Source organism: Novosphingobium profundi (assembly GCF_020524485.1).
GTDB classification, from domain to species: domain Bacteria; phylum Pseudomonadota; class Alphaproteobacteria; order Sphingomonadales; family Sphingomonadaceae; genus Novosphingobium; species Novosphingobium profundi_A.
Map to the genome: position 1 here is coordinate 476,234 of NZ_JAIVLF010000001.1, position 26,911 is coordinate 503,144.

Sequence of the window (26,911 nt, forward strand, 5' to 3'; positions counted from 1 at the left end):
CTGGCCTCAGGATCGTGACAGCAGGGCTCCAGCGGGACATGCGTTCCCCTGGAGTCCTCGCCTTTGGCCTCTCATCCCTCTAGGCTGCCCCGGTCGGGGCAGGGGAACTTCGATCATGAAAACACTCCTTCGCGCAAGTCTGGTGGCCGTACTGGCGCTGGCCGCGCCGGCTGCGTGGGCGGCGGAGCCCTTCTGCGGGACAAACCACCATATCACGCGCCTTCAGGCCGAGCGCGCGGACCCGAACGGACGCATTCTCATCGCCGCGCACCGGGGCGGGCATCTGGCCGCGCCCGAGAACTCCCGCGCGGCCATCGCCGAGGCCATTGCCGAGAAGGCCGACATCATCGAGATCGACGTGCGCGTGACCACAGATGGCGTGCCCTACGTGATGCACGACCGCACGCTGGATCGCACCACGAACGGCGCCGGTTCCAACGCGGACATCACATATGCCCAGCTTAGGGCGCTGCGCCTGAAAGGCAGCGCCGAGAGCCCGCCCACCTTGCAGGAGCTGCTGGTGACGTCCTGCGGCAAGGCGCTGGTCGATCTTGACATGAAGACCGACAAGGTCGCTCCGGTGCTGGCCGTGGTCGAGGGGCTGGGCATGGCCGAGCAGGTGATCCTGTTCGATTCCGAGAGCGAAACCCTGCGGGCCGGACGCCGCCTTGTGCCGGGCTTGCCGGTGATGACGCGCCTGCGTGCAGACGGCCCGAGGCTGGAGGAGATCAACCGGGGGCTGGCTCCGGTTGCCATCGTGCACGGCGACCCCAGGTCGCTCACCCGCGCGGCGAGCGCGGCAATTGCGGCGCTTCCCGCCCGCATCTGGGCCAACGCGCTGGGGGATACGGATACCGTGCTGGCACAGGGCGACGAAGCGGAGACGTGCCGCAGGCTCGCGGATCTTCGCGCCATGGGCGTGTCGGTGATCCAGACCGACTATCCCGCCGCGCTTCGCAAGGCACTGCGCCAGTGCCGGATTTCCGGTGACTGAGGTCGCAGCCTACCCTCCCAGCCCCCAGTGCAGGCTGAGGCGCACGCTGCGCGGCACCGCGTAGCTGTCCTTGAGCCAGCCATGCCCGGGGCCGGTCAGGCTGGTCAGCCGGGCCTGGGTGAGGTTGGAGACGTCGAGTACCACGCTCCAGCGCGGCGCAAAGTGGTAGCGGGCCTGGAGATCGACCTGGCGGCGCGGCGCCCAGTAGACGTCCTGTGAGGGCGCGTCGGGCGCCACGGCGCGAAGCGCGCGCCCCGTCGCATTGAGCGCGGCCCGCAGTTCCAGGCCGTCCTGGGCATAGAACAGGCTGACATTGGCGATCTGCGAGGGTTGGCCGACCAGCCGCTCGACCACGCGCTGCGAGCCGGTCGTTTGCAGGACCGACATCGCTCCGTCGAGCCGGGTCCAGTTGGCGGTGAATCCGAAGGGGGCAAGGTGGCGTGACAGCGCGCCGAGCGAGCCCACGCTGGCGCTCAGCTCCACTCCTGATATGTGCGCCGCGCTGGCGTTCACGGGGCGGATTACCTGGGCTGAGGCGTAATGCACGCCCTCCCAGGTATAGCCCTGCGTCATCGCATCGAAGATCTCGTCGCGGATGCGCTTGTGGAAGAGGGCGGCCGAGACGAGACCGTCGAGCCGGGCGGGCAGCGTCCACTCCGCGCTCAGATCGAAATTGTCCGAGGTGCGCGGTGCGAGCTCGGGGTTGCCGAGCCGGACAGTGACGTCCGGGCTTTGCGGGTTTCCGGCAAGGCTCGAACTGCCGAAGTCGATTGCGGCGCGCGGGGCGTAGCTCTCGTAGCTGGGACGCCCCAGCGTACGGCTGTATCCGGCACGCAGGCGCAGGGACGGCGCGGGATCGAAATTGGCCAGAAAGGCCGGGAGCAGCCGGGTGTAGCGCGAAGAGGCCGTTGTCGCGGTCCAGTCGTCTCCAGCCTCGATGTAGCCTTGCGTCGAGAGTGAGGTCCGGTCGAGGTGGAGCCCTCCCACCAGTTCCCAGGGGCCGCGCGCCAGGCGCGCCATGGCGTAGGCCGAAAGGCTCGTCTCGTCATGGTCAAAACGGTCGCGCAGCGCATCGCCGATGTCCGAGGTGAGGGCGATGTCCTCCTGGTTGGCCTCGAACAGGGCCCAGGCCCTGTCGGGATCGATTTCGATTAGTGGCAGTCCCGCCCGGTTGAAGGGGAGGGGATTGGTGCGCACCTCTCCTGCCTGCGCCAAGGTCAGGTTCCGGTTGCCGGTGTTCCACGCGGTGTTGGCATAGCGGTAGCGATAGCGCGCGCGTTGCACGCCTGTCCCCGCAGCAAGGCCAAGTCCGCTCTCGCCGGGCGCCATGTTGCGGCGCCAGTCGAGCCGCGCGGTATCAAGGTCGGAGACCGCGCTGCGTGCCCGCTCGCGCCAGTAGGCGGCGGGGTAGAGCGCCAGGTTCGTGTAGCTTGCGCGCGGCACGGTGTAGCTGTGGTGGAGGGCGCTCGTGTCGTAGGTGACCGGGAAGGCGGCCGATCCGGTGACTTCGCCCTGTGCGTCGCGGCCCGAGGTGAATTTCACCATGGTGTAGGCCTCGCCCATGGTGGCCTGTGTGCGCGCGGCACGAAGGGAAAGGCTGTCCTGGTCCGAGGGTGACCAGGTGGCGTCGAAAAGCGCAAGCCGGGTGGTGGTGCGGGTCACGCCGTCGCGGTAGCCCACCTGCACCGCGCCGTGCGTGAAGTGGCCCGAGGTGTCGCTCTCCCGCGTGATCGCGCCGCGTGGTTCGATCACGACTTCGTTGCGGATGAAGCCGTCGCGGAAGGTGAAGCTGCCCAGGAACGTGGAGATTGCCAGATCGGGCAGATCGGCTTCGAAACGGGCCGAGAGGCCATGGCGGCGGCGGTCCGAGCTGTTGATCCAGTACTTGTCCTGAACCGGCACCGGACGTCCCTGCGCGCGCGGGTCCTCTTCGTCCACGCGCGTGCCGTCTGGGGCGTAGAACGCAAGGAAGCCGCTGTCGCTGGTGCCGTGCATGTCGCTGTTGTTCTGGAGGCGGCGGACATTGGCCGAGAGGACGAGACCGAACCGGCGCTCCGGCCCGAAGGTCGTGGCTAAGGTGCCGCTGGCGTGGAGGCCGGGGGTGGACTGGGGCTGGACTTCGCCCTGGCGGCTGGGCCCGGTGAGCCCGGCTCCGAATGAGGCGAAGGGTGCGCCGCCACCTGCAAAGGCGCTGCGCGTGCGGATGTCGATGGCGCCGCCGATGGCGTTGGGATCGCGCTCGGGCGTGAAGGTCTTGAGCACGACGAGCTCGCTCACCAGGGTGGTAGGCAGGATGTCGAGCCGCACACCCCGGCTGGCGCTGTTCGTGCCGGCTTCGGGAATGCCGGTCGAGGCAATGGCAAGGCCGTTCACGGTGACGTTGTTGTAGGTCTGGGTGAGCCCGCGCACGACCGGGGCAATGGGCACGTCGCGCGGGTGTTCGTTGTCGGCAATGGGGATCACCGAGATCCCGGGGATCCGGCGCATGGCATTGACCACGCTGGTGTCGGGAAGGCGGCGCACCTCGTCGCTGGAGATGGCATCGGCAATGACGCGGGCCTCGTGCTTGGTCGCCCGCGCGCGGCGCTCGGACATGCGCAGGCCAATGACGTGGATGGGATCTCCGGTCAGCGGGGGCGGTGCGTAGGCAGGTGCGGGGCTGGACGGGATACGCGATGCAGGGCCGGTGCGGGCGGCGGTCTTTGCGCGGGGGCGGATGAGGGCGGCTCCGGCCCGGCGCTGGGCGATCAGGCCCGTGCCCGCGAGGATGCGTTCGAGCGCGTCCATCTCCGCTATCCGTCCGTGCGCGCCATGGCTTCGTCGGCCCTCCAGCGTTTCAGGCGCGCTCAGGACCTGGACGCCGCTCTGCGCGGACCAGGCGTTGAGCGCGTCGCCCAGCGTGCCTGCCGGAATGGCGAAGTCGCGCGTTCGGGCATCCGCGGGGGAGGCCGCAAGCGCCACCATCGCGGCAAGGCTGGCTGCAGCCGCAAGGCGCATCACCGGCCGGTTTTCCCGCCGCCGAATGGGGCCGTGTTAGATGCGGTCGAGCACCAGGGCATGACCGGTGTCCTTCACCGAGAAACCGTGGAGCAGGCCCAGGTTCTCCAGCACCGTGACCGGCTCGGCAAGGTGCAGGCGGCCCGCGACGCGCGTGCGCAGGAGAGCCGGGTCCTCGACCAGAACCTGCCGGTCGGTCCAGCGCTCCAACTGGGGGAGGAGTTCGCCCAGCGGCATGTCGCGCACCCGCAGCCAGCCGCTCCGCCAGCTTTCGACGTCCTCGTCCTGGATGCGCGCGAGCGGAGCGATCGCGCCATCGGCGAGGCGCGTGGCGTGACCGGCGGGAACTCTCACAGGGGCAACGCCCGGTGCACTGGCGGCAAAACGCACCAGACCGCGTTCGACCTGCAGGTCTACCGCCTCGCCGTTGAGGGCAACGTCGAAGCGCGTGCCCAGCACGGTAACGGTGCTGTCTTGCGCGCTCACGGTAAAGGGGCGGGCCGGATCGTGCGTTACGTCGAACAGCGCCTCGCCCGTCTCGAGGCGGACCTCGCGCCGGTTGGCCCCGATGCGGGCGAAGAGGCGGCTGTTGCCATTGAGATGGACCTGCGATCCGTCGGCCAGCGTGATCGCGCGCACTTCGCCAGGCCCGGTGCTCCAGCTGTTCTCGGGTGTGAGCTGAAAGCGCAACTGCGGCAGCCCAAGGGCGAGTGCGCCCACGAGCAGGGCTCCGCCTGCGGCCAGCCCAAGTGCGCGGCGCCGGGATGGACGCGGAGCCGCTCCGGCGTTGTCGTTGCCTGCGGGCCGAGGAGCGGTTTCGGCATGGAGGCGCAGGCCATCGGTGACCGCCTCGTCCATGCAGGTGGCCCAGAGCGCTTCGAAGCGGGCACGCCGGTCTGGCACGCCGGAAAGCCATGTCTCGAAGGCGGTGCTATCGACCGCGTGGCTGAGGTGGCGCGCGACCCAGAGCGCGGCGGCCTCGTCCTCGTCGTCCGGTAGGGTGTCGTCGGGCGGTGTCATGCCGGCTCGTCCTGGCTGGCCATGGCGCGGTGGAGGGAAAGTACCGCGCGCGCGACGTGGGCATCGACCGCGCTCGGGCTGATGTCGAGCTGGGCGGCGACGTCCTTGGCGGAAAGCCCGTGGAGGCGGCGCAGGATGAAGACCTCGCGCCGCTGGCGCGGCATGGTGGCAATGATCCGGGACACCGTGTCCATCCGTTCGCGTTGCAGCATGGCGTGCTCCTGGGAGGGTTGCTCGCTGGGAATTTCGATTTCGCTGGCGGGAACGTCCTCGGCGCGGCGAAGGCCTACGCGCGCGTGATCGACGATGAGGTTGCGTGCGATCCGGCGCAGCATGGCGCCCACGTTGCGCACGGTATCGGGGGCGTAGTGGGCCAGGCGCACGAAGCTGTCCTGGACCACGTCCTCGCTCGCGGTGTGATCGCCCAGCCGCCTATAGGCAAAGCCATAGATGTCGGTGCGCAGTTTGCGGTACGCCGTTTCGTCGAAGTGCATCGTGACAGCCCCGTATCCCCTTGGGGATGCCGCCTATGGCCTTCGCGTGACAGCTTGAAGACGATGGGGACCTCTTGCCTTTGCGCGGCTCAGAACGGCACGGCGTGGGCTCCGGCAAGGAGGTCGCGCACGAGCCGTGGCACCTCTTCGCTGGCCGGGCCGCAAAGGACATGGAGGATGTCCGCCGTGCCGGTTGGAGCCGGGTTGACCTCGATTGTGACGGCGCCGTTCGCGCGGGCAAGGCCGATCAGGCGGGCGGCGGGGTGGACGCTGGCGGATGTACCGATGGCGATGAATATGTCGGCCTTTGTGGCCAGAGCTTCGAGCGCGTGGCGGTGGCGCGGGGTTTCGCCGAAGAGGACGACATCGGGGCGCAGCGCGGGCGCGTCGCAGGCCGGGCAGTCCTCGCGCACGGGGAGCTCGCCCTCCCAGCCCACGCGGTTTCCGCATTCGGCGCAAAGCGCGGCAAAAAGCGTGCCGTGCAGGTGCAGCACCTCGCGGCTGCCTGCGCGTTCGTGAAGGTCATCGCTGTTCATGGTGGCGAGCGTAAAGGTCCCGCGTGCTTCACGGATCCAGCGCTCCTGCAACTGGGCGAGGGCGACATGAGCCGGATTGGGGGCCACTTCGCGCAGCTGCGCCCGGCGCGCGTCGTAGAAGGCGTGGACGTTGCTAGGCTGGGCGGCGAGCCCTTCGGCCGAGCAGAGCGCGCGCAGATCCTCGTCTTCCTCCCACAGGCCGCCTTCGCCGCGGAAGGTGGCAAGGCCGCTCTCGGCGGAAATTCCTGCGCCGGTCAGGAAGACGAGATCGGTCATGGCGTGTGTGGTCCTTTGGTTTTGTCTCATCCTAGCGATGCCGGGGCGGGCGCAAAGGCAGCCCTGGAAAGAAAGACCGGGAAAATCAGGCGCGAAGGTGGGCTCTCCCGCGCAGGTGCGCGCAGATGGCAGGAGTGGCGGGTCGATCCGGGCAATCCGGCACAAAATCCCGGTTGGTTCGCGCTAGGGCCTGTGCTGTAAACGGGCAGTACGGGACGCAAGGGCCTTGAGGCCCTCTGGAGGACACGATGGCAATCCGCTTTACCCTCAATGGCGACGAGACGACGCTCGATGTCGATCCGGCCAAGCCGCTCTTGTGGACGCTGCGTGAGGATATCGGCCTTCCCGGTACCAAGTTCGGCTGCGGGGCAGGCCTGTGCGGGGCCTGCACGGTCCACGTCGACGGGGTGGCCACGCGCGCGTGCATTACGCCGGTTGGGCTCATCGAAGGCCAGAGCGTGACCACCATCGAGGCCGCCGGGGCTGACCCTGTGGGGCGCCATGTGGTCGCGGCCTGGTGCGCGCTCGACGTGCCCCAGTGCGGCTATTGTCAGGCCGGGCAGATCATGAACGCGACCGCCTTCCTGCACGAAGTGCCCGAACCCGCCGATGCGGACATCGACGCGGCCATGGCGGGCAACCTGTGCCGCTGTGCGAGTTACACCCGGATACGCGCCGCCATCAAGGATGCCGCACACAAGGCGAAGGAGGCATGAGCATGGCTCGAACATCTCTCAGCCGCCGGAGTTTTATCGCCGCCAGCCTGCTTGCCGGTGGCGGCGTCGCGTTCGAGTTCGCGCTGCCGCTGGGGCGCGCCTCTGCGCAAGGTCTGGATGCCGCGCCGATCACCGCCTTCGTGCGCATTCTGCCCGACAACCGCGTGGTGATCGGGGGCAAGAACGCCGAGATCGGGCAGGGCGCCAAGACCATGCTCCCCATGCTCATCGCCGAGGAGCTCGACGTGGCCTGGGACAGCGTGACAGTGGAGCAGACCGACGCCGATGCCACGATCTACGGCGCGCAGTCGGCAGGAGGCAGCCGCACCACGGGGCGTGAGTGGCTGCCCATGCGCCAGGCAGGCGCGGCCGCGCGCGCGATGGTGCTGGCCGCCGCGGCGCAGGAATGGGGCGTGCCGGTCTCCGCACTGTCGAGTGGGCAAGGTCGGGTGCTCCATGAAGCGAGCGGACGCGCGGCGCCCTATGCGACCTTCGCTGCAGGTGCCGCGCGCCAGACTGCGCCTGATCCCGCGTCGCTGACCTTGAAGGACCCGTCCGCCTTCCGGATCGTGGGCACGCGGGTCATGGGCGTCGATACGCCCGCGATCACGCAGGGCAAGCCGCTGTTCGGGATCGACGTGGACCGGCCGGGCATGCTCCACGCCGTGCTCGAAACCTGTCCGGCAGTGGGCGGCCGTTTCGTTTCCGCCAACCTTGATGAGATCCGTGCGATGCCCGGCATTGAACACGTCTTCGTGATCGAGGGGGACGGGCAGGCCGAATCGCTGCTCGATGGCGTTGCGATCCTCTCGAAGAGTTGGTGGAGCGCCGACCAGGCGCGCCTTGCACTCCAGGTCGAATGGGACACCCGCGCGGTGGAGGGCTACTCCACGCAAGGGTATGCCAAGTGCGCGGCCGAGGCGCTGGACCGCGGACCTGAGAAGACCGTGCTGGACAAGGGTGATGTTGCCTCCGCGCTGGACGGTGCCAGCCAGCGGATCACGGCGCGCTATGCCGTGCCGATCCTGGCGCACGGTACGCTGGAGCCGCAGAACACGACCGCGCTGTTTACCGGCGATGCCATCGAGATCTGGTCGCCCACGCAGAACCCGGAAAGCGGACGCGCGCTTGTCGCCGCAGCCCTGGGGCTGGAGAAGGAGGCGATCCGCATCCACTTCACCCGCATCGGCGGAGGCTTCGGGCGGCGCCTCATGGGCGATTACATGGTCCAGGCTGCGGCCATCGCGGCCAAGGTGCCGGGCGTTCCGGTCAAGCTCCTCTACAGCCGCCAGGACGAGTTTCGCCGCGACTTCTTCCGAGCAGGTGCGTGGCACGAACTGGACGCGGGGATTGACGCGGCAGGGCGCCTCACCGCCTTTCGCGACCACTACGTCACCTTCGGAGCGGACGGGGCGCCGTCGCGCGGGGCCGAGGTTGCCGCCGGGATCGTCCCGGCAAACCTCCTTGCCAACGCGCGGATCGAGCAGAGCCTGATCGCGACCAACCTGCCCACCGGCTGGCTGCGCGCGCCGCGCTCGAACAGCCTGGGTTTCGTGCTGCTCTCCTTCCTTGACGAGGTGGCCCAGGCGGGTGGACGCGATCTCCCGGCGCTGCTGCTGGAATTGCTCGGCGAGGATGCCCGTACGATCCCCGGCAGTGGCCCGCGCGAGGCCGATTTCCAGACTGGCCGCGCGCGTTCGGTGATCGAGAAGGTTCTCGTCCTGGCCGACTGGGCTGGTCGCGGCGGCCTCGCAAGCGGGCGCGGCAAGGGCTTCGGCTTCTACTTCAGCCACGCAGGCTATTTCGCGGTGGTGGTCGAGGCGCAGGTGCGCGATGGTCAGGTGCGTGTGCCGCGCGTCTGGGCGGCGGGCGATGTCGGTAGCCAGATCGTCAATCCCCTGAATGCCGAGCAGCAGGTGCGCGGCGCCGTGATCGAGGGTCTGGGCCAGGCGCTCGCAGGCCAGGAGATCACCCAGGTCGACGGTGCGGTCGAGCAGGCGAATTTCGATACCCACCCCTTCATGCGCATCGACGCGGTGCCCGAGATCGAGGTGGCCTTCGTGCCCAGCGACAATGGCCCGACCGGACTTGGCGAACCGGCGCTGCCGCCGGTGGTGGGCGCGCTCGTCAACGCGGTGCACGCGGCGACGGGCACGCGTATCCGCAAGCTCCCCTTGCGCGAGGAGGATCTGGTCTGAGCGGGCCTGTGACGCGCGGCAGATAGTTCCGATTCTGGCGAGGGAGGGCGCTTCGAAACCGCGGGTGGTGTCCACCTCCCTGCGTAAAACGCGCATGCTTGGGGCCTGAAAGGCGAGGGTTTCTGCGGGATTCTCGGCATCGTCGCACTTGTGTATGTGTGAAGCAGATTCGCCCGCACACCCGGCCAAAAACGACAGAAGACGCTCCAGCCCCCGACGCAATCGGGAGCAAAGACATCCCCGTCCCACTACAACGGAAGGCCGAGCCGCAAGGGACACAACATGATCGCCAATTCACTGCTGGAAAACGACAAGGCGCACTGGATCCACCCGGTGGCCTCGTGGCGCGACCACGAGGCGCGCGGGGCCACGATCCTGCGTTCGGGCAAGGGCACCTACCTCACCGACATCGACGGGCACGAGTTGCTCGACGGGTTCGCCGGGCTGTGGTGCGTCAACGTGGGCTATGGCCAGGACAGCATCGTCGCGGCCGCGACCGAGCAGATGTCGCGCCTGCCCTATGCCACCGGCTATTTCCACTTCGGTTCCGAACCCGCGATCGAGCTGGCGACCAAGCTCGCCCAGCGCGCACCGGGGGACCTCGACCACGTGTTCTTCTCGCTCGGCGGGTCGGACGCGGTCGACAGCGTCGTGCGCTTCATCCGCTACTACTACAACATCACCGGCCGCCCGCAGAAGAAGCACATGATCGCGCTGGAACGCGGCTACCATGGCTCCAGCAGCACCGGATCGGGCCTGACCGGCCTGCCGGCCTTCCACGCCGGGTTCGATGTGCCCACGCCCGTCCAGCACCATATCTCGTGCCCCTATCCCTACCGCTTCGAGGGTGACGATGCCGCGCTGATCGCATCGTCTGTCGCCGAACTGAAGGCGAAGGTGGAAGAACTGGGCGCGGAGAACGTCGCGGCCTTCTTCTGCGAGCCTGTCGTGGGCTCGGGCGGCGTGATCGTCCCGCCCAAGGGCTGGCTCTCCGCGATGCAGGCAGCCTGCCGCGAGCTCGACATCCTGTTCTGCATCGATGAGGTCATTACCGGCTTCGGACGCACCGGCCCGCTCTTCGCATGCGAGCACGAGGGGCTGACGCCGGACTTCATGACCACCGCCAAGGGGCTGACCTCGGGCTATGCGCCGATGGGCGCGCTGTTCATGTCGGACCGCATCTACCGCACGATTGCCGATGCGACCCCGCCGGGGGTCTCGATCGGCCACGGCATGACCTATTCGGGCCATCCGGTGAGCGCGGCGATCGGCCTGGAGGTCCTGCGCCTCTACGAAGAGGGCGGCCTGCTCGCCAACGGCGTCGCTTCGGGCGCACACCTCGCCAAGGGCCTGGAGGCGCTGCGCGATCATCCGCTGGTCGGGGACGTGCGCTCGCAGGGGCTGCTGGCCGGTGTCGAGCTTGTCACCGACAAGGCGGCCAAGACGCGGCCCACCGCAGAGATGAAACTGCCCCAGCACCTTGCCGATATCGGCTATCGCAACGGCGTGGTGTTCCGGGCCTTCGGGGATGGCATCGTTGGCTTCGCGCCGCCGCTGTGCATCACCACCGACGAAGTCGACCTCATGCTGGAGCGCTTCCGCAAGAGCCTCGACGAACTGCTTACTATCAAGGAGATCCGCGATGCGGTTGGGTGATTACAAGGCCTTGTCGTTTGACTGCTACGGCACGCTCATCGACTGGGAATCGGGCATGATCGAGGGCCTGCGCGAACTGACCGCGCGGGTCGGCACGGACATGAGCCGCGACGAGATCCTGCAGGCCCACGCGCGCCACGAATCGCGCCAGCAGGCCCAGACGCCGGGCAAGCCCTACCGGGACCTCCTGCCCATCGTCTACAAGCGCCTCGCCGAGCAGTGGGGCGTTCCCTTCTCGCAGGCCGAGTGCGAGGAATACGGGCGCTCGGTGCGCAACTGGCCGGCTTTTGTCGACAGCCCGGGGGCGCTCCAGTACCTCAAGAAGTACTACAAGCTGATCATCCTCTCGAATGTCGACAACAAGACCTTCCAGTACTCGAACGAGAAGCTGCAGGTCGAGTTCGACGCGATCTATTCGGCCGAGGACGTGGGCGCCTACAAGCCCTCGGATCGCAATTTCGAGTACATGAACGGCCACATCGGCGACCTGGGACTGGAGCCGGGCGACATCCTGCATACGGCGGAAAGCCTGTTCCACGATCACGTCCCCGCGCGCAAGTTCGGCATGGCCAATTGCTGGATCTACCGTCGCCACGCGCAGGCGGGTTTCGGCGCGACCATGACCCCCTCGCACGAGCCGACTTACGACTTCCGGTTCAATTCGATGGCCGATCTTGTGAAGGCGCACCAGGAAGAGCTACGCAACGGGGATTAAAGAACGCAAAAAGACAGGGGCCGCACCATGATCAATGCACCGAAACTCGACCGGATCGACATCAACATCCTGGCCGAACTGCAACGAAGCGGCCGCATCACCAATGCGGAACTGGCGGACAAGGTAGGCCTGTCCGCCAGCCCCTGTCTTACCCGCGTCAAACGGCTGGAATCGGCGGGACTGATTTCGGGCTACAGCGCGATCATCAACCTCGCCAAGATCGGCACGAGCCAGATCGTCTTCACCTCGGTGACGCTGGGCGACCATCGCCGTGCGGACTTTCAGAAGTTCGAGACGCGCATCGCGCAGTACGAGGAGCTGGTCGAATGCCACCTTGTCAGCGGCGGTTTCGACTATCTCCTGAAATTCGTGGTGCGCGGCATAGCTGAGTACCAGGAAATGATGGAGGAACTGCTGGAAAGCGGCATCGGCGTTTCCAAGTACTTTTCCTATATCGTGATCAAGACCGCGGTTGCGCGCGGACAGGCCCCGGTCAAGCTGCACGCTCCGTCCCTGGCCCGCTGAACACAGCCACACCGTCCGACACGAAAAAGCCCGGCAGGAAGCTATCCTGGCCGGGCTTTTTCGTGTCAGGCCCCTCCTGCCATGCGCAGGAGGGGCTCATTTCGTCAGGCAATGGCGTCGGCGATGGCGGTGCCGCAGCCCACGGTGTCGGTCTGGCCGCCTAGGTCCTTCGTGCGGGTCTCAGGCTTTGACAGCGCACTTTCGATGGCCGCGACGATGGCGGCGGCGGCCTCGGTCTCGCCCAGGTGTTCGAGCATCATCGCGCCGCACCACACCTGGCCGACCGGGTTAGCGATGCCCTGGCCCGCGATGTCGGGGGCCGAGCCGTGCACCGGCTCGAACAGCGAAGGCTTGGAGCGGTCCGGGTTGATGTTACCGCACGGCGCGATGCCGATGGTGCCGGTGCAGGCGGGGCCAAGGTCCGAGAGGATATCGCCGAAGAGGTTGGAGGCGACGACCACGTCGAAGCGGTCCGGGTTCATCACGAACTGCGCGGCGAGGATGTCGATGTGGTACTTGTCGGTGCGGATCTCGGGGTACTTCTCCGCCATCTCCTCCACGCGTGAATCCCACCAGGGCATGGTAATGGCGATGCCGTTCGACTTGGTCGCCGAGGTGACGTGCTTTTCAGGGCGCGTCATGGCAAGGTCGAAGGCGTACTTCAGGATCCGCTCGGTGCCGAAACGGGTCATGATCGTGTCCTGCACCACGATTTCGCGCTCGGTGTCGGGGAAGGAGATTCCGCCGATGGCCGAGTATTCCCCCTCGGTGTTCTCGCGCACGATCATCATGTCGATGTCACCGGGCTCGCGGCCCGCGAGCGGGCAGGGGACGCCGGGCATCAGGCGCACCGGGCGCAGGTTCACGAACTGGTCGTATTCGCGGCGGAACTGGATGAGCGAGCCCCACAAGGAGATGTGGTCGGGCACGGTGTCTGGCCAGCCGACCGCGCCGAAGTAGATCGCATCGACATCGCCGATCTGCGCCTTCCAGTCATCGGGCATCATCTTCCCGTGCTGGGCGTAGTATTCGCAGCAGGCGAAGTCGTGCCATTCCAGCTCGAGCTTGAAGCCAAACGTCTTGGCCGCAGCTTCCAGTGCGCGCACGCCCTCGGGCATGACTTCCTTGCCGATCCCGTCTCCGGGGATCACGGCAATGCGATAGGTACGTTCACTCATTCGTCTCAGGCTCCCTTGATCCCGGCCCAATGGAAGGTCTTGGCTTCCAGGAATTCCTCCAGGCCCTCGCTCGCGCCCTCGCGGCCAAGACCCGATTGCTTCATGCCCCCGAAGGGCGCGACTTCCATCGCCATGGCACCGGTGTTGAGACCGACCATGCCGAATTCGAGCGCTTCGCTGACACGCCAGGCGCGGTCCATGTCGCGGGTGTAGAAATAGGCCGCAAGGCCATAGGGCGTGTCGTTCGCCGCGCGGATCGCCTCGGCCTCGTCGGTGAATCGGATGACGGGGGCGAGCGGCCCGAAAGTCTCTTCGTGGCACACGCGCATGTCTTCGGTCACGCCCGCGAGCACGATGGGGGCGGCGTAGCCGTCCGGCGCGGCGCACTGCGCGGCGATCTCAGCCCCCTTGGCCAGCGCATCACTGACGTGGGCCTCCACCTTGTCGCAGGCGGCCTGGTTGATGAGGGGGCCGATGTTGACGCCCTCCTCGGTGCCCGCGCCCACCTTGAGCGCGCGCACGGCCGCGCCCAGCTTTTCCACGAAGCGGTTGTGGATGCCCGCCTGCACGTAGAAGCGGTTGGTGCACACGCAGGTTTGCCCCGCATTGCGGAACTTGCTCGCCATCGCGCCCTCGACGGCTAGATCGACATCGGCGTCGTCGAAGACAAGGAAGGGTGCGTTGCCGCCCAGTTCCAGGCCCATCTTCTTCACCGTGCCGCCGCACTGCTCCATCAGCAGTGCGCCTACACGCGTGGAGCCTGTAAAGGTCAGCATGCGCACGACGGGGCTGGAGGTCAGCTCCGCGCCGATCTCGGCGGGAAGGCCGGTGACGACGCTGAGGACACCCTTGGGCAGCCCTGCCTCTTCGGCGAGCGCAGCAAGGGCCAGGGCGGTAAAGGGGGTGAGCTCGGAGGGCTTCACGATCATCGCGCAGCCCGCGACTAGCGCAGGGGCCGCCTTGCGGGTGATCATCGCGGCGGGAAAGTTCCAGGGCGTGATCGCGGCGGTGACGCCGATGGGTTCCTTGCGCACGAGAATGCGGCGGTCGGCAAAGGGCGAGCCGACCTCGTGACCGTGGATGCGCAGGCCCTCGGCCGCGAACCACTTCACGAAGCTCGCCGCGTAGGCGATCTCGCCCGCCGCTTCGGGAAGGGGCTTGCCCTGTTCGGCGGTCATGATGCGGGCAAGGTCGGCCTGGTTGGCCATGATGAGGCGGTGCCACTCCTCGATGACGGCGCTGCGCTGCTGGGGCGTCTGGCGGCGCCACTGTGCCTGTGCCTCTTCGGCAGCGGCGATCGCGCGGCGGGTCTCGGCCGCACCGCAGGCCGGAACCGTGCCGACGCGCGCGCCGCTTGCCGGGTCGGTCACGTCGAGCGCGGCGCTGCCATCGGCATCGACCCACGCGCCCGCGACAAAGGCCTGCTGGCGAAAGAGCGCGGGGTTGGCGAGGCTCTCGCCCAGAGGGGCGGTGCGCGTATCGAGGGTGTCGGTCATCTCAGGCCCTGCAATTGGAGTTGGCGTGGTCCCCTCGTTCTAGTCGGGGCCCGCGAGCGGGTGGTACTTGGATGCGAATGCCGGGCGGCACATGCCACCGAATTGCGCGAAAGGCGCGGCAGAATATCGCACGGGCCTGGCATACAAGGGACGCCGCCGCCTTGGCTCGGGCGCTAGACTGCGCAGGAAACAGCCATCTGGAGCCCCTATGACGCCCGAAGCAAAACCTGCCGCCGAATACGCCAATTTCGATGCGCTCGACATCCGGGTGGGGACCATCACGCAGGTCCTTCCCTTCCCCCGCGCGCGCAATCCCTCGTACAAGATCGAGGTCGACCTGGGCCCCCTCGGGCTTCGCTGGTCGAGCGCGCAGGTCACGAACTATTCGCCTGAGGAACTGCTCGGCAGCCAGGTCTGCTGCATCGTCAACTTCGGCGCGCGCAACATCGCCGGGTTCACCTCCGAAATCCTGATCCTGGGCGCACCGGGCGAGACAATGGAGAGCGGCCATACCGGCGTGATCGTGGTTTCTCCCCGCTCGCGCGTGGAGGACGGGTCGGCGTTGTTCTAAGCGGGAAGAAAGGAAGATGTTTCCGAGGGCCATTGCCCTCGGGCTCCCGGAATCGGAGAGTGTTGCGCCTTGCCTCGCGTTCGGCGCTGTGGGGTGAGGCAACTCGGAATAAAAGGGGGCTTTGCCCCCAGTTCCATGGTTCCTGACCTTGCCATTCTTGCGCGACGTGGCCGCGCGAACTGCCGCAGACAGTTAGGGGAGCCCGAGGGCGATGGCCCTCGGAACATCCCTTTTCCTGAACCCTACTCGTGCGTACGCGCCTTATGGCTGGCGAGCGAGAACAGCGCATCGGTGGCGCTGTCGCCGGGTTGGTCGAGCACACGTGCCGCGAGGTATTCGCCGATGGTGGGTCCCATCTTGAAGGCGTGGCCCGAGCCGCCGCCCGCGACCCACACGCCCGGCAGGTCGGGATGACGGTCGATGATGAAGTGGCCGTTGTCGCTCAGTTCCACCTGGCACACGCGGGTGGCGACGATGGGCTGGCCGACGAGGCCGGGGAAGCGCCGGGCGACGTAGTCTTCCACTTGCGCGCGCAGGAAGCCCGAGGCCATGCGGTCGCCGTCGTCCGGGTCCATCGGCACGTCGCGCAGGTTTGCCGCGATCTTGGTGCCGTAGTCGACATCGGCGGCAGTGTAGGTGTGGCTGTCGGCGATGTTGGGAAGGTGCTCCCAGCGGTAGCGGTGATCGTCGATGGGCGAGCCGACGTAGAAGATCTCGCGGCGCGGGGTGACGATGCGGTCGCCCAGCAGCTCGGGGAACACGCGGGGCAGCCAGGGGCCGCAGGCAAACAGAGCGGCGCCGCAGGCCAGTGGCTCGCCATCGACGGTAAGCGGTGCGGAGCCTCCTGCCGGGGCGGCCTTGGCATGGCCGATCCTCATCGTACCGCCCTTGTGCATGAAGGCTTCGGACGCAGCGACCATCGCCTCGCGCGCTTTCACGACGCCGCCGGTGGGTTCGTAGAACACGGTCTCGTATTCGGAGAAGTCGACCTGCGGCCAGCGCGCGTGGACCTCGTCCGGGGACAGCACCTCGTAGGGCACCGAGAGGCGGTCGAAGAGCGCGCGCTGCTCGGCCAGCGCATCGGCGGACATCGTGCGCAGGCTGCCGTTGGGATAGAACAGGCGCGTGCCGAATTCCTCCTGGCGCTGCTCCCAGAGTGTCTGCGCGCGGCGCGCCCAGCGGGTGTAGATCTCGCGCGGGCCGTAGGAGAGGCGCAGGAGGCGGCTTTCATCGCCCGAGGACGCGCGCGGATTGCCCGGGCCATAGGCGTCGACCAGTGTCACCTTGGCTCCGGCCTCGCGCAGCGACAGCGCGGCCCAGCCGCCGAAAGCTCCGGCGCCTACCACGGCAACGTCGGGCAGGTTGCGGTTGATCGCGGGCGCGCCGGGGCGGGCGGACACCTGCGCCCTGGCGGACGAGGTGGCGGAAAGGGCCGCGGCTGCGCCCAGACCGGCACCCGTGGCGAGAAGGCCGCGGCGCGTCAGTGCGGGGGAAGGGGTATCGCTCATGCGGATCGCTCCTTGTTCAGGGAGGCATGGGAATTGGGGGGCGTCGCGCCCCAAAAAAGCGGGCCCGGAGCGCGTGGCTTCGGGCCCGGTCAAGGTAGGGTGTTTTCGAAATGAAGATCGTTCCCGAGGCCGCCCCGGCGAAGGGCAGGAGGCGGCCTCGGAGTCGATGGGGTGGGGCCTTTCGGCCCCTATACGTGCGATCAGAAGTCGAAGTTCAGACGCGCGTAATAGAAACCGCCCTGCCAGCTCATGGGCCCGTCGACGTAGGTGCGCCCGTTGGTGTCGTCGATGCGGTTCACCGGCGGGTAGCCGTCGAAGAGATTGCGGGCGCCAAGCGTCAGGCTGTAGCCATCGCCCAGGGGAGCGGTCAGCTCGGCATCGAAGAGAACCTCGGTGCCGTAGTCCTGGATGGCGTTGCCCGCGCGGGTGGTCTGGCGCGACCAGGGCCCGAAGACGTTGGCGCGCACCATGGCCTGGACGGGGCCGAAGTCATGGAACACCGTGGCGTTGGCGCGCCAGTCGGGGTTGTTGTTCTCGAAGTTGTAGACGGTCACGTCGTTGAACGAGACCTGCGCGATGTTGACGTTGTCGATGTTGTACGAGTTCGTGTTGAACGCCGCGGTGATCGTGGTCGGCTGGTCGCCCAGGAAGTAGCCGCGGTAGGAGGCGACAATGTCGAGACCCTCGACCGTGGTGTCGATCGCGTTCTGGAAGAACTGGATCTGGTCAATGGCGCCTGCGCCTTCGATCCCGGCTTCGAGCATGGCGGCGCGGATGTCGTCCGTCACGGTGATACGCGAGGTGGCGTAGAGCTGGTCTTCGATCTTGATGCGGTAGGCATCGATCGTCAGCGTGAAGCCGTCGAAGGGATTGAGGGTCAGGCCCAGCGAGTAGTTCTTCGAGGTTTCAGGGCCCAGTTCCTCACCGCCCAGGTACTGCGCGACCGGGTGCGAGGCGGGGTAGAGGCCGATGTTCATCGGCACGCCGCCCACGGTGTTGATCGCGGACTGGGTCATGTTGAGCTGGCCGGCCGTCGGCGCGCGGAAGCCCGTGCCGAGCGACCCGCGCACGGCGGCCCAATCGGTGACGTTGTAGCGCGTGGCGATCTTCCAGACGAACTTGTCGCCGAAGCTCTGGTAGTCTTCGTAGCGGCCCGCGAAGTCGACGAACCATTCGTCGGTCACGTCCGCGCTGAGTTCGGCGTAGGCCGACTTGCTCTCGGTCGTGAAGTCGCTGGCGACATCGGGCGAAAGGCCGGTGATGCCGTTCGAGCCGGGCTGCATGATGGTGTAGACCGGGTCGGACGGATCGGTGCAGGAAATGCCCATGCCCATCGGCGCGCCCGCGTTGAGCGAGCGGTCGGCGAAGTCGGCCTCGTTCGAGCAGAAGTTGAACGGGTCGGCCATGCCCCAGGGGCCACCGGTGTAGGAGCCGGGGCTGCCCGCGCCGATCTTGAAGCCTTCGCGGCGGAACTCACCGCCGAAGTTGAAGACGAGGGGGCCTGCTAGCCCCACGCCCACGGTGTAGACGAAGTCGGCGTTGAGCGCGAACTCGTCCGAGGTGTAGGTGCTGGCGTCGAAGTCGGTCGGCGAATCCGGGCCCATCGAGGGGTTCACGGTGTCCGCGATCGAGTATTCGATCTTGTCCCAGCCGTAACGCGCGGCAACATCGGCGGAGAAGGTCTGGTCACCGCCCAGGTCCCGCTCGGTGCGCCAGCCGCCCGCGATGCTCCAGTCGGTCACCTTGCCCGAGAAGTTGGGCTGGTAGCCAAGCGGGAAGCGGTCCGCGAAACGCCAGGTCGAGCCGTCCTCGAGGCGGACCGGGTTGTCCATGACCACGTGGCCGCCGCCGGGCACGCGGAAGGTCGCCATGGCGGTGCCCTTCGAGCGCGAGAAGTTGCCGAAGGCGTAGAGCTCGGTGTCGTCGCTGAGGTCGATGCCAGAGTTGACGACGATGCGGCCCGCGCGTTCCTTGGGCTGGCCGCGCACTTCCATCGGCTCGGAGATGTCGATACCGGCGGCGTCCACCGCGTCGCGGTAGGCGGGATCGTTCTCGTAGGCGTCGAAGGGGTTCCACGAGGTGGAATCGAAGGTGCGCGCGCGGTTGGTGTAGTCGTTGTCGGTGTACTGGCCCGAGATGTTGATGAAGCCGTTGTCGGTCAGCGGCAGGCCGATGTTACCGGCGATCTGGACGCTTTCGCCGTCACCTTCGTAGTACTGGCCAACCTGGGCCACCAGCGAACCGCCGTGGTTGTCGTCCTTGAGCTCGTAGTTGATGACGCCCGCGATGGCGTCCGAGCCGTACTGTGCGGCGGCGCCGTCGCGCAGGACCTCGATGGATTTGAGCGCAATGGCCGGGATCACCGCGGAGTCCGCGGCATGGCTGCCGTAACGGCTCACGCCCACGCTGGCCGACTTGTGGCGGCGACGGCCGTTGAGGAGCAGCAGCGTCTTGTCGGCGGGCAGGCCACGCAGGCTGGGTGCGCGGATGAAGGTGTCGGACGTGGTGTTGGCCGCGCGGTTGACGGTGTAGGACGGGATGAGCGTCTGCAGGATGTCGAGCGTGTCGGTCTGCGAGGCGCGCTCGATGGTCTCTTCGCTGAAGACGTCGACCGGCACGGCGGAATCGGTGACCGAGCGCGGCTGGCCGCGCAGGCCGCTGACGATGATGGCGTTGGCTGCACTTTCGTCGGCGGAAACGACGCTGTCCTGTGCAAGTGCCGGCGACGAGGCGAGCGCCACGGCCAGCGTGGAGGTGGCAACAAGCCCCCGGTACTTGGTGATCCTAGTCATCACGTAATCCCCCTTGTTGTGTCATTCCTCCCTCTCCGATTCTGGACCCGTTCCTGTCTGTTCGTGCTGGCCGGATCTCTGGGTTCCGGCGTTATTTGTCCGGACCTTTGTGTCGCCTAGGATCGTCGTATGGGGCGACGGGATTGTGTTGCCGTTTTCTTTTGCGGCTTCGGCAGAACCTGCCAATTCGGACGCCGATTTTGCGAAATGTGCTGCTGCGGTGCCTTATTGTGCACTGCGGCACGCTCTCTCCACGAGGAGCTTCGAGTCCATCGCATCATGAAAATTCCGACGATATTTTGACATCGCGCATTCGTCTGTCGGATAAAATGGCTCAAAATTCCCCATGTAACCCTTTTCAGGAGGGCGTTTCCGGGGTTTCACTGCGGAGCTGAATGGACTCCCGCGCGGGCGTGATGCGGCGGTGCAGGTGTTCGGCGGTGAGGGTGTATTCAGCAGAATCTGTTTCGCCTCGCCCGGAATTCGGCACGTATCGAACAGGGCCGCTGATAGCCTCGCTGCAGGAGCACAGGATACCGGGAGCGCAAGATCCGCGCCCCGGCGTGCGTTCGGGGCCGCCGACATGGGCGCCGTCCCGCCCGCACCCAGGCACGACAGATCGTGCTGCCCGGGATGCTCTGCATGGACACGAAGGCCAGCCGTGCGCTGGCCCAGACCAGGGGAACGACTATGAGGGGTGAAGACAGGGATCTGGGTATGGGCCGGTCGATCGACCGGCGCGATTTCATCCAGGGCGTCGCCGCCGCGACCGCCGGCAGCGCGATTGCCATGGCCGCGCCTTCGGCCTTCGCCAAGGCAGGGATGGGCCCCAAGGGCGCCGCGCTTTCGGGCGTCAATGTCGATGGCGCAGTGACCGCGGCGAACTATCCGCCCTTCCGCACCGGCATGCGAGGCCATCACCCCGGCGCCTACGAGGCCGCGCACGAGATGCGCGACGGCAAGGTCTTTCCGGCGGGCGATCCCACCGGCGAGATGTACGACCTTGTCGTGGTGGGCGGGGGCATCAGCGGCCTCGCCGCGGCCTGGTACTTCCGCGAGCGTTTCGGCAACGACGCGAAGATCCTCATCATCGACAACATGGATGACTTCGGCGGCCACGCAAAGCGCAACGAATTCCAGGCGAGCGGCAAGCAGCTGATCGCCAACGGCGGTTCGTCCTACATCGTGGGGCCCTCGTTCTGGACAAAGGATTCGATCGCGCTCGTCAATCACCTGGGCATCGGTCCGGGCAATCCGACCGACCGCTCGGACGGCAACCTCTACAAGTCGCTGGGCCTCGAATCCGGCACGTTCTTCCGCAAGGAGGTCTACGGCCGCGACCAGATGGTGAAGGGCGGCTCGACGCTGCGCTTCGACCGTGCCTGGCTTGACCAGACGCCATTTCCGCCCGCCGTCAAGGAAAGCCTCGACCGCTTCGTGAATGGCAAGACCGACTACCTTGCCGGAATGAGCGCGGCGCAGAAGGTCGAGACGCTGCGCGCGATGAGCTACCGCGACTACATGCTCAACGTCGCCAAGGTGCACCCCGACGTGGTGCCCCTGATGCAAGGCATCTGGTGCCTGGGCTCGGACATGGGCTCGGCCTGGTTTGCCTTCTTCCGCCACCGTCCCGGCTTCGAGGGGCTGGGGCTGGAGCGTCCGGCAAACTCGCCCGAGGGCGAGACGATCCACCACGACGATTACCATCTGCCCGCCGGCAACAGCGACATCGCGCGCCTCATCGTGCGCGATCTCATTCCCGACGCGCTGCCGCCGGGCAACTTCGCCGAGGTCGAGACCAAGCGGGTCGACTATTCCACGCTCGACCGACCCGGCCAGAAAGTGCGCATCCGCCTCAAGAGCATCGTTACCGGCGTGAAGCACGAAGGGCCGGACGGGCGCCTGTTCGACCCCGACACGTCCGAGTGCACGGTCAATTACATCAACGACGGCAAGATGATGGCGGTGCGCGGCAAGAACGTGGTCATGGCCTGCATGAACAACGTCGTGCCCTACCTCATTCCCGAACTGCCCGAGGAGCAGAAGGGCGCAATGCACCAGGCCGTGCGCGCGGTGAACCAGGTTACCAACGTGCTCTTCCGCAACTGGCAGCCTTTCGTCGAGAGCAAGGTCGGGCGGGTTTCCTTCCCCAACACCTTCTACGGCTCGATGGGGCTCGCCGCGCAGCGCTATCTGGGCGAGATGACCCCGCCGACCTCGCCCGACCAGCCGATGGTGGTGGGCTTTGGAACCGGCTCGAACTCGGGTGTGTGTTCGAACACGACGATGCTGAGCGAACTGTGCGGGGGCGCGGCGCCCGAGCCCGGCACTTACGCCGACGACCAGTTCCGCATGGCGCGAGCCGGTCTTCTGGCCACGCCTTTCGAGTACTTCGAGAAGGCCGTGCGCAGCCAGGCGGCGGCCGTCTTTGCGGGCACCAGCTTTGATCCGGCGCGCGATATCCTTGCGATCACGGTCAACCGCTGGGGCCATGGCTTTGCCACCGGGCGCAACACCCTGTTCGAGGCCGACCGCGAGGCCAAGGTCTCGCCTACCACGCTCGCCAAGCAGCCCTATGGGCGTATCACCATCGCCAATTCCGATGCGGGCGGTGTCTCGACCGCAGGCACGGCGATGGATGAGGCGTTCCGCGCGGTGCGCGAACTCGAACAGCGCCAGTTCGGCTTCTACGAAGTGATCTGACCTGCGGGGCGGGGCAGGGCCTGTAGCCTTGCCCCTCTGCCGACCTTCCTTCCCCCAACCTTCATGCGCACGGCGTGCGCGGTGCCTGGCCCCCGGGACGCACCGACAGCGCCCTTGCGCCCTGACCAGGAGATATTCGATGAACTGGATTGCCCGGACTTTCTCGGCCGCAGCCCTTGGCCTTGCCACCACCGGCGTGCTTGTCACCGGCCTTGCCGCAGGTGAGGCGCAGGCTGCCGCGCCCGAACTCGACCCGCGTATTTCCGGGACACAGGGCCTGATCGGCTACTGGAAGGTGGATCTTGAGGCTTCGACCTATCCCAAGGCCGCGCCGCTCGCCGCGATCCGCAGCTTTGCCTATTCCGAGGACGGCAAGATCCTCGTCTCCTTCGCGACCAAGGGCGCGGACGGCAAGCTGACCTTCGGCCACTGGGCCGCAACGCCCGACGGCACGCCCGCGATCGAGTACCACGTCGATGCCAATTCCTACCCCTACAACGTCGTGTCGTGGAAGCTCATTGGCCCGGGGCGGCTTGAACTCGTGGTTGCACGCAATGGTGGTTCGTACACCTGCATCTACCAGCTCTCCGAGGACGGCGAGACACTCAACTACAGCTATGGCGATACCAACATCGTCTACCGCCGCTGGGACCTGATGGACTGATCGAGATGCGCATGTCTTTCATGATCGCCGCAGGGCTCCTTGCAAGCCTGTCCCTGCCCGCCGAGGCGCAGGATGCCACCGCAGGCCGCAAGGTCTTCACCGGCTCCTGCGCAGTCTGCCACGGCACGAAGCCGGGCGAGAAGAAGATGGGCCCCAGCCTCTTTGGCGTGGTGGGGCGCAAGGCGGGTTCGGCCGAGGGCTTCCGCTTCTCGCCCGCACTCGCCAAGGACGGACGGAGCTGGAATCCGAAGAGCCTGGACGCCTTCCTTACTAACCCGCGCAAGGAAGTTCCCGGCACGCGCATGGCCTATGCGGGCCTGCGCAATGCCGAGCAACGCAAGGCGCTTCTGGCCTATCTTGCGACCCTGAAGTGACGCGGCAGGTCTCGAAAAAATCATAGGAAGATAGAAGGAGGATTCCGAGGGCCATTGCCCTCGGGCTCCCCGAATTGTCGACCTTACCTTTCGCGTGCCACCTGGCTGAGAAACGTGAGATTGCCGATTTTGGGGTCAAGGGGCGATGGCCCTCGGAACTATTCTTCAGGCTTCTGGCACCTGATAGATCGCCAGGATCTGCCGCGTTACCTCGTCCAGGCTGAGGCGCCCGGGGCGGTACCAGTTCCCGGCCGAGTTGATCGTGGTCAGCAGCAGGATCCGGTAGAGCGCACGGTCGATGTGCGCGGGCAGCGGCGTAGCCTCCACGAGCTCGGTGAAGAGCGTCTCGAAGGCATCGCGCCGCTCGATCAGCTTGGCGCGCACGGTGACGGGCACAGCGCGAAAATCGTTCATCAGTGGCAGTGTCAGCGACGCCGGATCGAGTTGGATCGCGATCAGCACGCGGCAGGCGGTTTCCAGTCTCCGGGCGGGATCGGTCACCGGTGCGATGGCGCTGCGGATCGCCTCTTCCGCGCCGCGCAGCGCATCGTCGTGGACGCGGATGAAGAGCGCGTCCTTGCTCTTGATGTAGTGGTAGAGCGAACCGCCCAGGAGGCCCACTTTCTCCCCGATGTCGCGAATGCTGGTGGCCGCATAGCCTCGCTCGGCGAAGAGCGCGGCGGCCGCGGCGAGGATGCTGTCTTCGCGCGAAGGATCGCGGGGCGGAGGGGAAGCCGGGTTCGCCATGCCCTGCTGGGTGCCGAGCGCAGGGGGACAGTGCAAGCCCAAAATGGCTCCAGGGCCCGCCCCCCGGCCTGTTATTCCACGACGAGGAAGTAGCGGGCGAGGTCCTTGCCCTGATTGCGTATTTCGATGACGTAGCGCTGCGTGAAAAGGGGCACCCACTGGCAGGCGCCGTTGCTGCCCTCGCACACGGCCCGGGCATTGCGATCGAGGACCCGCAGGGACAGGGGCGCCTTTCCGGGGGAGGAGAGGGCAATGCGCGCCTTCTCCCCTGAGAGGAAAACCTGTTCGAACTGGTCGGCCTTGCCGCCGGTGACCTGCCCGCTGCGGTAGCCCGGGCCGAGCGGGCTGCCGCGGTAGATCGGGGCGGCCGGGGATGTGGCGGGGGCAACGGTTCGCCACAAGGGCACCGGGTCCTCGCCCGACCACTCGGCAATCGGAAGGGCGCCTGCGCGCTCGATCACGGCCAGCGCGCGCTCGAGCCTGTCGGGATCGTTGTCGGCGTAGGCCTGCGCGGCCTCGGACAGGGCCAGGGCGACGACGCCGCTGACACTGTCCGGGGCCGCCTGGGCTGCGGCGCCTTGTGCCAGGGCAATGGGCGCGAGGCTCAGCGCAAGACCGCCCAGAATGGCCGCGCGGGTCTGTCTGCCAAGGGCTTCGAACAGCGAAGGCGTGCGCCTGGACAAGCTCATGTCATGGTCTCCGGTGTCACGGTGAAGCAGGCGCCCTGTGGGGTGTCAACGAGGGTAATCTCGAGATGGTGGCGCTGGGCAATCGCCCGGCACAGCGTGAGGCCAAGCCCTGCGCCGTTGCCTTCCGGGTGCTGTCCGGCGCGGGAAAACTTCTCGAAGACCTGCTCGCGTTGTCCTTCGGGGATGCCCGGACCGTCATCGCGCACGGTGAGCCGGGGGCCAGCCTCGAGCGCAAGGGTGATCGTACCCCCTTTCGGAACGAACTTGAAGGCGTTGTCGAGCAGGTTGGTGATGAGGCGGGTAAGGGCCATTTCCTCGCCGGGGATCACGACGTCCGGCTCGATGTCGAGGATGAGCGCGTGGCCCGTTTCCTCGGCGCTGTCGGCGTAGAGTTCGCCAAGGCGCTGGGCGATCTCGGACAGGTCGACGGGAACCAGCCCATGGCGGTCGCCGCGCCGGGCCTGGCTGGCGGCAATGTCGAGCAGCGATTCGAGCATCCGGATGATCCGCCGGATCTCGCTGCGCGCGCTGGCAATGCGTCGGGCGGTTTCCGGGTCCGGGGTCGCGGCCAGCGTCTTTACCAGTCGGTTGTCGAGATGCATCAGCGGTGTGCGGATCTCGTGGGCGACGTGGTCGGTCGTCTCGCGGTTGGCGCTGGCAAGGCGGCGCAGGCGGGCGAGCGCGTTGGCCGAGTGGCGGGTGAGTTCGCCAATCTCGTCCTCGTTCTCTAGATGGCGCGACAGCGCTTCGAGAGCGGTGTCGTCGGGCGTGCGAAAGGCGGTGTTGAGGCGCTCGATACGCGTGGCGAGGCGCCGCACGGCAATCAGGCCGGTCAGCGCGACGGCGGCCACGATGATGAGCCCCCCGGCAAAGAAGACGAAGCCGACCTGCCGCCGCAAGGTATTGAGATCGCGCGCCTCGTGCGCGACCAGGAGGCGCAGGTTCGGGCCCAGTTGGGTGACCCGGCCATAGGCGTGGCGGTTGCGATCGACCGCGATCTTGCCGGTCTGGGAGAGGCTGGCGTGAAGGTCCGGCCAGCGCGTGAGGTCTCCGGCCAGCCGCTGGCCCTGTCCGCCAACCAGCATGTAGTGCGTCAAGGTGCCCTTGCGTGGCTCCAGCGCGATGCGGTCGGCGATGCGGTCCTGCAGTTCAGGGAGGCCATTGCTGGTGTAGATATCGACGAGCCCAGCCATGTCGACGTCGACCGCGCGCTCGAGCGCGATCTGGTTAGCGCGTGAAATGGTCGTGTCGGTCAAGATCCAGAGCACGAAAGTGATGCTGAGCGCGCTGAGACAGGCCAGCACCACGATCCGCGAATAGATCGAGTGGCGCAAGCCAAGGAGCTTGATCACCGGCCTTCGAGCAGGCGGTAGCCTGCGCCCCAGATGGTTTCGAGCGCGGGGCTGTCGAAGCCTTCCTCCAGCTTGCGGCGCAGGCGCCCGATGTTGACGTCGACGACGTTGGTCTGGGGATCGAAGTTCATCTTCCACACGTCGCGCAGCAGCATTTCGCGGGTGAGGACTTCGCCCGCGTTCTCCATGAAGTAGCGGAACAGTTCGAATTCGCGCGGGCTGAGCGAGAGGTGGCGGTTGGCCCGGAAGGCCGTGCGGGCCTTCACGTGGCACTCGAACGCGCCGTAGAGGATCACGGCGCTGTGCGCGCGGCCCGAAGCGCGACGGTGGAGCGCGCGTAGGCGGGCCAGCAGTTCCTCGCTTTCGAAGGGCTTGGCAAGGTAGTCGTCCGCGCCGCCGTCGAGCCCTTCGGCCCGGTCGCTGGTGCGTCCGAGGGCAGAGAGCATCAGAACAGGCGTGTCGATGCCGCTCTCGCGCAAGCGCGCCAGGATGGTGAGGCCGTCGAGATCGGGCAGCATGCGGTCAAGGATGATGACGTCGAAAGGCTCGGCGCCCGCACGCTTGAGCCCGTCGGTGCCGGTGTCGGCCCATTGCACGACATCGCCGCCTTTCGCGGCCAGATCGCGGACCTGCCGGGCGGCGCGGGCGTCGTCCTCGACGTAGAGAATGTTCAGTCCGGCCATGTTCCCGTTTCCCGCTTGCCGGGAGTC

The 26,911-nt window shown here is 67.1% G+C and carries 22 protein-coding genes; 10 read left to right on the forward strand and 12 right to left on the reverse strand.

The window, feature by feature from the left end; translation table 11 throughout:
* Positions 1-115 precede the first annotated feature (115 nt).
* Positions 116-994 carry a glycerophosphodiester phosphodiesterase family protein gene (locus LC060_RS01970; protein ID WP_226632232.1) on the forward strand — a complete coding sequence of 293 codons (879 nt, stop codon included), beginning with the start codon at positions 116-118 and terminating at the stop codon, positions 992-994.
* Between the two features lie 9 nt (positions 995-1,003).
* Here LC060_RS01970 and LC060_RS01975 read toward each other — a convergent pair whose 3' ends face one another.
* The 4 genes from LC060_RS01975 to LC060_RS01990 all read right to left on the reverse strand — a co-directional run bounded on the left by LC060_RS01975 (position 1,004) and on the right by LC060_RS01990 (position 6,317).
* Positions 1,004-3,991: a TonB-dependent receptor gene (locus LC060_RS01975; RefSeq protein WP_226633580.1), complete on the reverse strand. Its 2,988-nt coding sequence runs from the start codon at positions 3,989-3,991 to the stop codon at positions 1,004-1,006.
* Positions 3,992-4,027: 36 nt separating this feature from the next.
* The gene (locus LC060_RS01980; RefSeq protein ID WP_226632233.1) at positions 4,028-5,011 is read right to left on the reverse strand and encodes a FecR family protein; all 984 of its coding nucleotides are present in this window, start codon (positions 5,009-5,011) and stop codon (positions 4,028-4,030) included.
* Complete coding sequence (locus tag LC060_RS01985) at positions 5,008-5,505, reverse strand: RNA polymerase sigma factor (RefSeq protein WP_226632236.1); 498 nt, start codon at positions 5,503-5,505, stop codon at positions 5,008-5,010. The genes LC060_RS01980 and LC060_RS01985 overlap by 4 nt, the downstream gene beginning before the upstream one ends.
* A gap of 89 nt (positions 5,506-5,594) precedes the next feature.
* Positions 5,595-6,317, reverse strand: a complete 723-nt coding sequence (locus LC060_RS01990) for a Sir2 family NAD-dependent protein deacetylase (RefSeq protein WP_226632238.1) — start codon at positions 6,315-6,317, stop codon at positions 5,595-5,597.
* Positions 6,318-6,565: 248 nt separating this feature from the next.
* On the opposite strand from LC060_RS01990, the gene LC060_RS01995 reads away from it, so the two are divergent.
* The 5 genes from LC060_RS01995 (at position 6,566) to LC060_RS02015 (ending at position 12,127) form a co-directional block, all read left to right on the forward strand.
* On the forward strand, positions 6,566-7,033 hold the full coding sequence (locus LC060_RS01995; protein WP_226632240.1) for a (2Fe-2S)-binding protein: 468 nt from the start codon (positions 6,566-6,568) through the stop codon (positions 7,031-7,033).
* 2 nt (positions 7,034-7,035) lie between these two features.
* Positions 7,036-9,231 carry a xanthine dehydrogenase family protein molybdopterin-binding subunit gene (locus tag LC060_RS02000; RefSeq protein WP_226632242.1) on the forward strand — a complete coding sequence of 732 codons (2,196 nt, stop codon included), beginning with the start codon at positions 7,036-7,038 and terminating at the stop codon, positions 9,229-9,231.
* A 282-nt stretch (positions 9,232-9,513) separates the two neighbouring features.
* Positions 9,514-10,887 (forward strand): aminotransferase class III-fold pyridoxal phosphate-dependent enzyme, encoded by a 1,374-nt coding sequence (locus tag LC060_RS02005; RefSeq protein ID WP_226632243.1) that lies wholly within the window; start codon positions 9,514-9,516, stop codon positions 10,885-10,887.
* Entirely contained in the window at positions 10,874-11,602 is a 729-nt protein-coding gene (locus LC060_RS02010) for a haloacid dehalogenase type II (protein WP_226632245.1), read from the forward strand. The genes LC060_RS02005 and LC060_RS02010 overlap by 14 nt, the downstream gene beginning before the upstream one ends.
* A gap of 27 nt (positions 11,603-11,629) precedes the next feature.
* Positions 11,630-12,127 carry an Lrp/AsnC family transcriptional regulator gene (locus LC060_RS02015; RefSeq protein WP_226632247.1) on the forward strand — a complete coding sequence of 166 codons (498 nt, stop codon included), beginning with the start codon at positions 11,630-11,632 and terminating at the stop codon, positions 12,125-12,127.
* 104 nt (positions 12,128-12,231) lie between these two features.
* Here the strand turns inward: LC060_RS02015 and LC060_RS02020 are convergent, their stop codons facing one another.
* Both LC060_RS02020 and LC060_RS02025 read right to left on the reverse strand, forming a co-directional pair.
* Entirely contained in the window at positions 12,232-13,305 is a 1,074-nt protein-coding gene (locus LC060_RS02020; RefSeq protein WP_226632255.1) for a tartrate dehydrogenase, read from the reverse strand.
* A 5-nt stretch (positions 13,306-13,310) separates the two neighbouring features.
* Entirely contained in the window at positions 13,311-14,801 is a 1,491-nt protein-coding gene (locus tag LC060_RS02025; protein WP_226632257.1) for an NAD-dependent succinate-semialdehyde dehydrogenase, read from the reverse strand.
* 208 nt (positions 14,802-15,009) lie between these two features.
* Between LC060_RS02025 and LC060_RS02030 the strand changes: the two genes are divergently transcribed.
* Complete coding sequence (locus LC060_RS02030; RefSeq protein ID WP_226632263.1) at positions 15,010-15,372, forward strand: tRNA-binding protein; 363 nt, start codon at positions 15,010-15,012, stop codon at positions 15,370-15,372.
* A 242-nt stretch (positions 15,373-15,614) separates the two neighbouring features.
* Here the strand turns inward: LC060_RS02030 and LC060_RS02035 are convergent, their stop codons facing one another.
* Both LC060_RS02035 and LC060_RS02040 read right to left on the reverse strand, forming a co-directional pair.
* Entirely contained in the window at positions 15,615-16,880 is a 1,266-nt protein-coding gene (locus LC060_RS02035) for an NAD(P)/FAD-dependent oxidoreductase (RefSeq protein WP_226632266.1), read from the reverse strand.
* 200 nt (positions 16,881-17,080) lie between these two features.
* A complete protein-coding gene (locus LC060_RS02040) occupies positions 17,081-19,672 on the reverse strand; it encodes a TonB-dependent receptor plug domain-containing protein (RefSeq protein WP_226632268.1) in 2,592 nt (863 codons plus the stop codon).
* Positions 19,673-20,389: 717 nt separating this feature from the next.
* Here LC060_RS02040 and LC060_RS02045 point away from each other — a divergent pair.
* The 3 genes from LC060_RS02045 to LC060_RS02055 all read left to right on the forward strand — a co-directional run bounded on the left by LC060_RS02045 (position 20,390) and on the right by LC060_RS02055 (position 23,413).
* Positions 20,390-22,375 (forward strand): NAD(P)-binding protein, encoded by a 1,986-nt coding sequence (locus LC060_RS02045; RefSeq protein ID WP_226632269.1) that lies wholly within the window; start codon positions 20,390-20,392, stop codon positions 22,373-22,375.
* Between the two features lie 139 nt (positions 22,376-22,514).
* Positions 22,515-23,039 (forward strand): hypothetical protein, encoded by a 525-nt coding sequence (locus LC060_RS02050; RefSeq protein WP_226632271.1) that lies wholly within the window; start codon positions 22,515-22,517, stop codon positions 23,037-23,039.
* An 11-nt stretch (positions 23,040-23,050) separates the two neighbouring features.
* A complete protein-coding gene (locus LC060_RS02055; RefSeq protein WP_226632273.1) occupies positions 23,051-23,413 on the forward strand; it encodes a c-type cytochrome in 363 nt (120 codons plus the stop codon).
* Between the two features lie 165 nt (positions 23,414-23,578).
* Here the strand turns inward: LC060_RS02055 and LC060_RS02060 are convergent, their stop codons facing one another.
* From LC060_RS02060 to LC060_RS02075, 4 genes are read right to left on the reverse strand one after another with little or no spacing between them, the layout of a single operon-like run.
* Positions 23,579-24,196 carry a TetR/AcrR family transcriptional regulator gene (locus tag LC060_RS02060; RefSeq protein ID WP_226632275.1) on the reverse strand — a complete coding sequence of 206 codons (618 nt, stop codon included), beginning with the start codon at positions 24,194-24,196 and terminating at the stop codon, positions 23,579-23,581.
* 35 nt (positions 24,197-24,231) lie between these two features.
* A complete protein-coding gene (locus tag LC060_RS02065) occupies positions 24,232-24,849 on the reverse strand; it encodes a hypothetical protein (protein ID WP_226632277.1) in 618 nt (205 codons plus the stop codon).
* Complete coding sequence (locus LC060_RS02070; protein WP_226632279.1) at positions 24,846-26,201, reverse strand: sensor histidine kinase; 1,356 nt, start codon at positions 26,199-26,201, stop codon at positions 24,846-24,848. The genes LC060_RS02065 and LC060_RS02070 overlap by 4 nt, the downstream gene beginning before the upstream one ends.
* The gene (locus LC060_RS02075) at positions 26,198-26,884 is read right to left on the reverse strand and encodes a response regulator transcription factor (protein WP_226632280.1); all 687 of its coding nucleotides are present in this window, start codon (positions 26,882-26,884) and stop codon (positions 26,198-26,200) included. Before LC060_RS02075 ends, LC060_RS02070 begins: the two co-directional genes overlap by 4 nt.
* Positions 26,885-26,911 lie beyond the last annotated feature (27 nt).

Bases quoted from the DNA above. Each gene is read 5' to 3' on its own strand.
- LC060_RS01970 (WP_226632232.1), top strand. From the start codon at position 116: ATGAAAACACTCCTTCGCGCAAGTCTGGTGGCCGTACTGGCGCTGGCC.
- LC060_RS01975 (WP_226633580.1), bottom strand. From the start codon at position 3,991: ATGCGCCTTGCGGCTGCAGCCAGCCTTGCCGCGATGGTGGCGCTTGCG.
- LC060_RS01980 (WP_226632233.1), bottom strand. From the start codon at position 5,011: ATGACACCGCCCGACGACACCCTACCGGACGACGAGGACGAGGCCGCC.
- LC060_RS01985 (WP_226632236.1), bottom strand. From the start codon at position 5,505: ATGCACTTCGACGAAACGGCGTACCGCAAACTGCGCACCGACATCTAT.
- LC060_RS01990 (WP_226632238.1), bottom strand. From the start codon at position 6,317: ATGACCGATCTCGTCTTCCTGACCGGCGCAGGAATTTCCGCCGAGAGC.
- LC060_RS01995 (WP_226632240.1), top strand. From the start codon at position 6,566: ATGGCAATCCGCTTTACCCTCAATGGCGACGAGACGACGCTCGATGTC.
- LC060_RS02000 (WP_226632242.1), top strand. From the start codon at position 7,036: ATGGCTCGAACATCTCTCAGCCGCCGGAGTTTTATCGCCGCCAGCCTG.
- LC060_RS02005 (WP_226632243.1), top strand. From the start codon at position 9,514: ATGATCGCCAATTCACTGCTGGAAAACGACAAGGCGCACTGGATCCAC.
- LC060_RS02010 (WP_226632245.1), top strand. From the start codon at position 10,874: ATGCGGTTGGGTGATTACAAGGCCTTGTCGTTTGACTGCTACGGCACG.
- LC060_RS02015 (WP_226632247.1), top strand. From the start codon at position 11,630: ATGATCAATGCACCGAAACTCGACCGGATCGACATCAACATCCTGGCC.
- LC060_RS02020 (WP_226632255.1), bottom strand. From the start codon at position 13,305: ATGAGTGAACGTACCTATCGCATTGCCGTGATCCCCGGAGACGGGATC.
- LC060_RS02025 (WP_226632257.1), bottom strand. From the start codon at position 14,801: ATGACCGACACCCTCGATACGCGCACCGCCCCTCTGGGCGAGAGCCTC.
- LC060_RS02030 (WP_226632263.1), top strand. From the start codon at position 15,010: ATGACGCCCGAAGCAAAACCTGCCGCCGAATACGCCAATTTCGATGCG.
- LC060_RS02035 (WP_226632266.1), bottom strand. From the start codon at position 16,880: ATGAGCGATACCCCTTCCCCCGCACTGACGCGCCGCGGCCTTCTCGCC.
- LC060_RS02040 (WP_226632268.1), bottom strand. From the start codon at position 19,672: ATGACTAGGATCACCAAGTACCGGGGGCTTGTTGCCACCTCCACGCTG.
- LC060_RS02045 (WP_226632269.1), top strand. From the start codon at position 20,390: ATGGGCCGGTCGATCGACCGGCGCGATTTCATCCAGGGCGTCGCCGCC.
- LC060_RS02050 (WP_226632271.1), top strand. From the start codon at position 22,515: ATGAACTGGATTGCCCGGACTTTCTCGGCCGCAGCCCTTGGCCTTGCC.
- LC060_RS02055 (WP_226632273.1), top strand. From the start codon at position 23,051: ATGTCTTTCATGATCGCCGCAGGGCTCCTTGCAAGCCTGTCCCTGCCC.
- LC060_RS02065 (WP_226632277.1), bottom strand. From the start codon at position 24,849: ATGAGCTTGTCCAGGCGCACGCCTTCGCTGTTCGAAGCCCTTGGCAGA.
- LC060_RS02075 (WP_226632280.1), bottom strand. From the start codon at position 26,884: ATGGCCGGACTGAACATTCTCTACGTCGAGGACGACGCCCGCGCCGCC.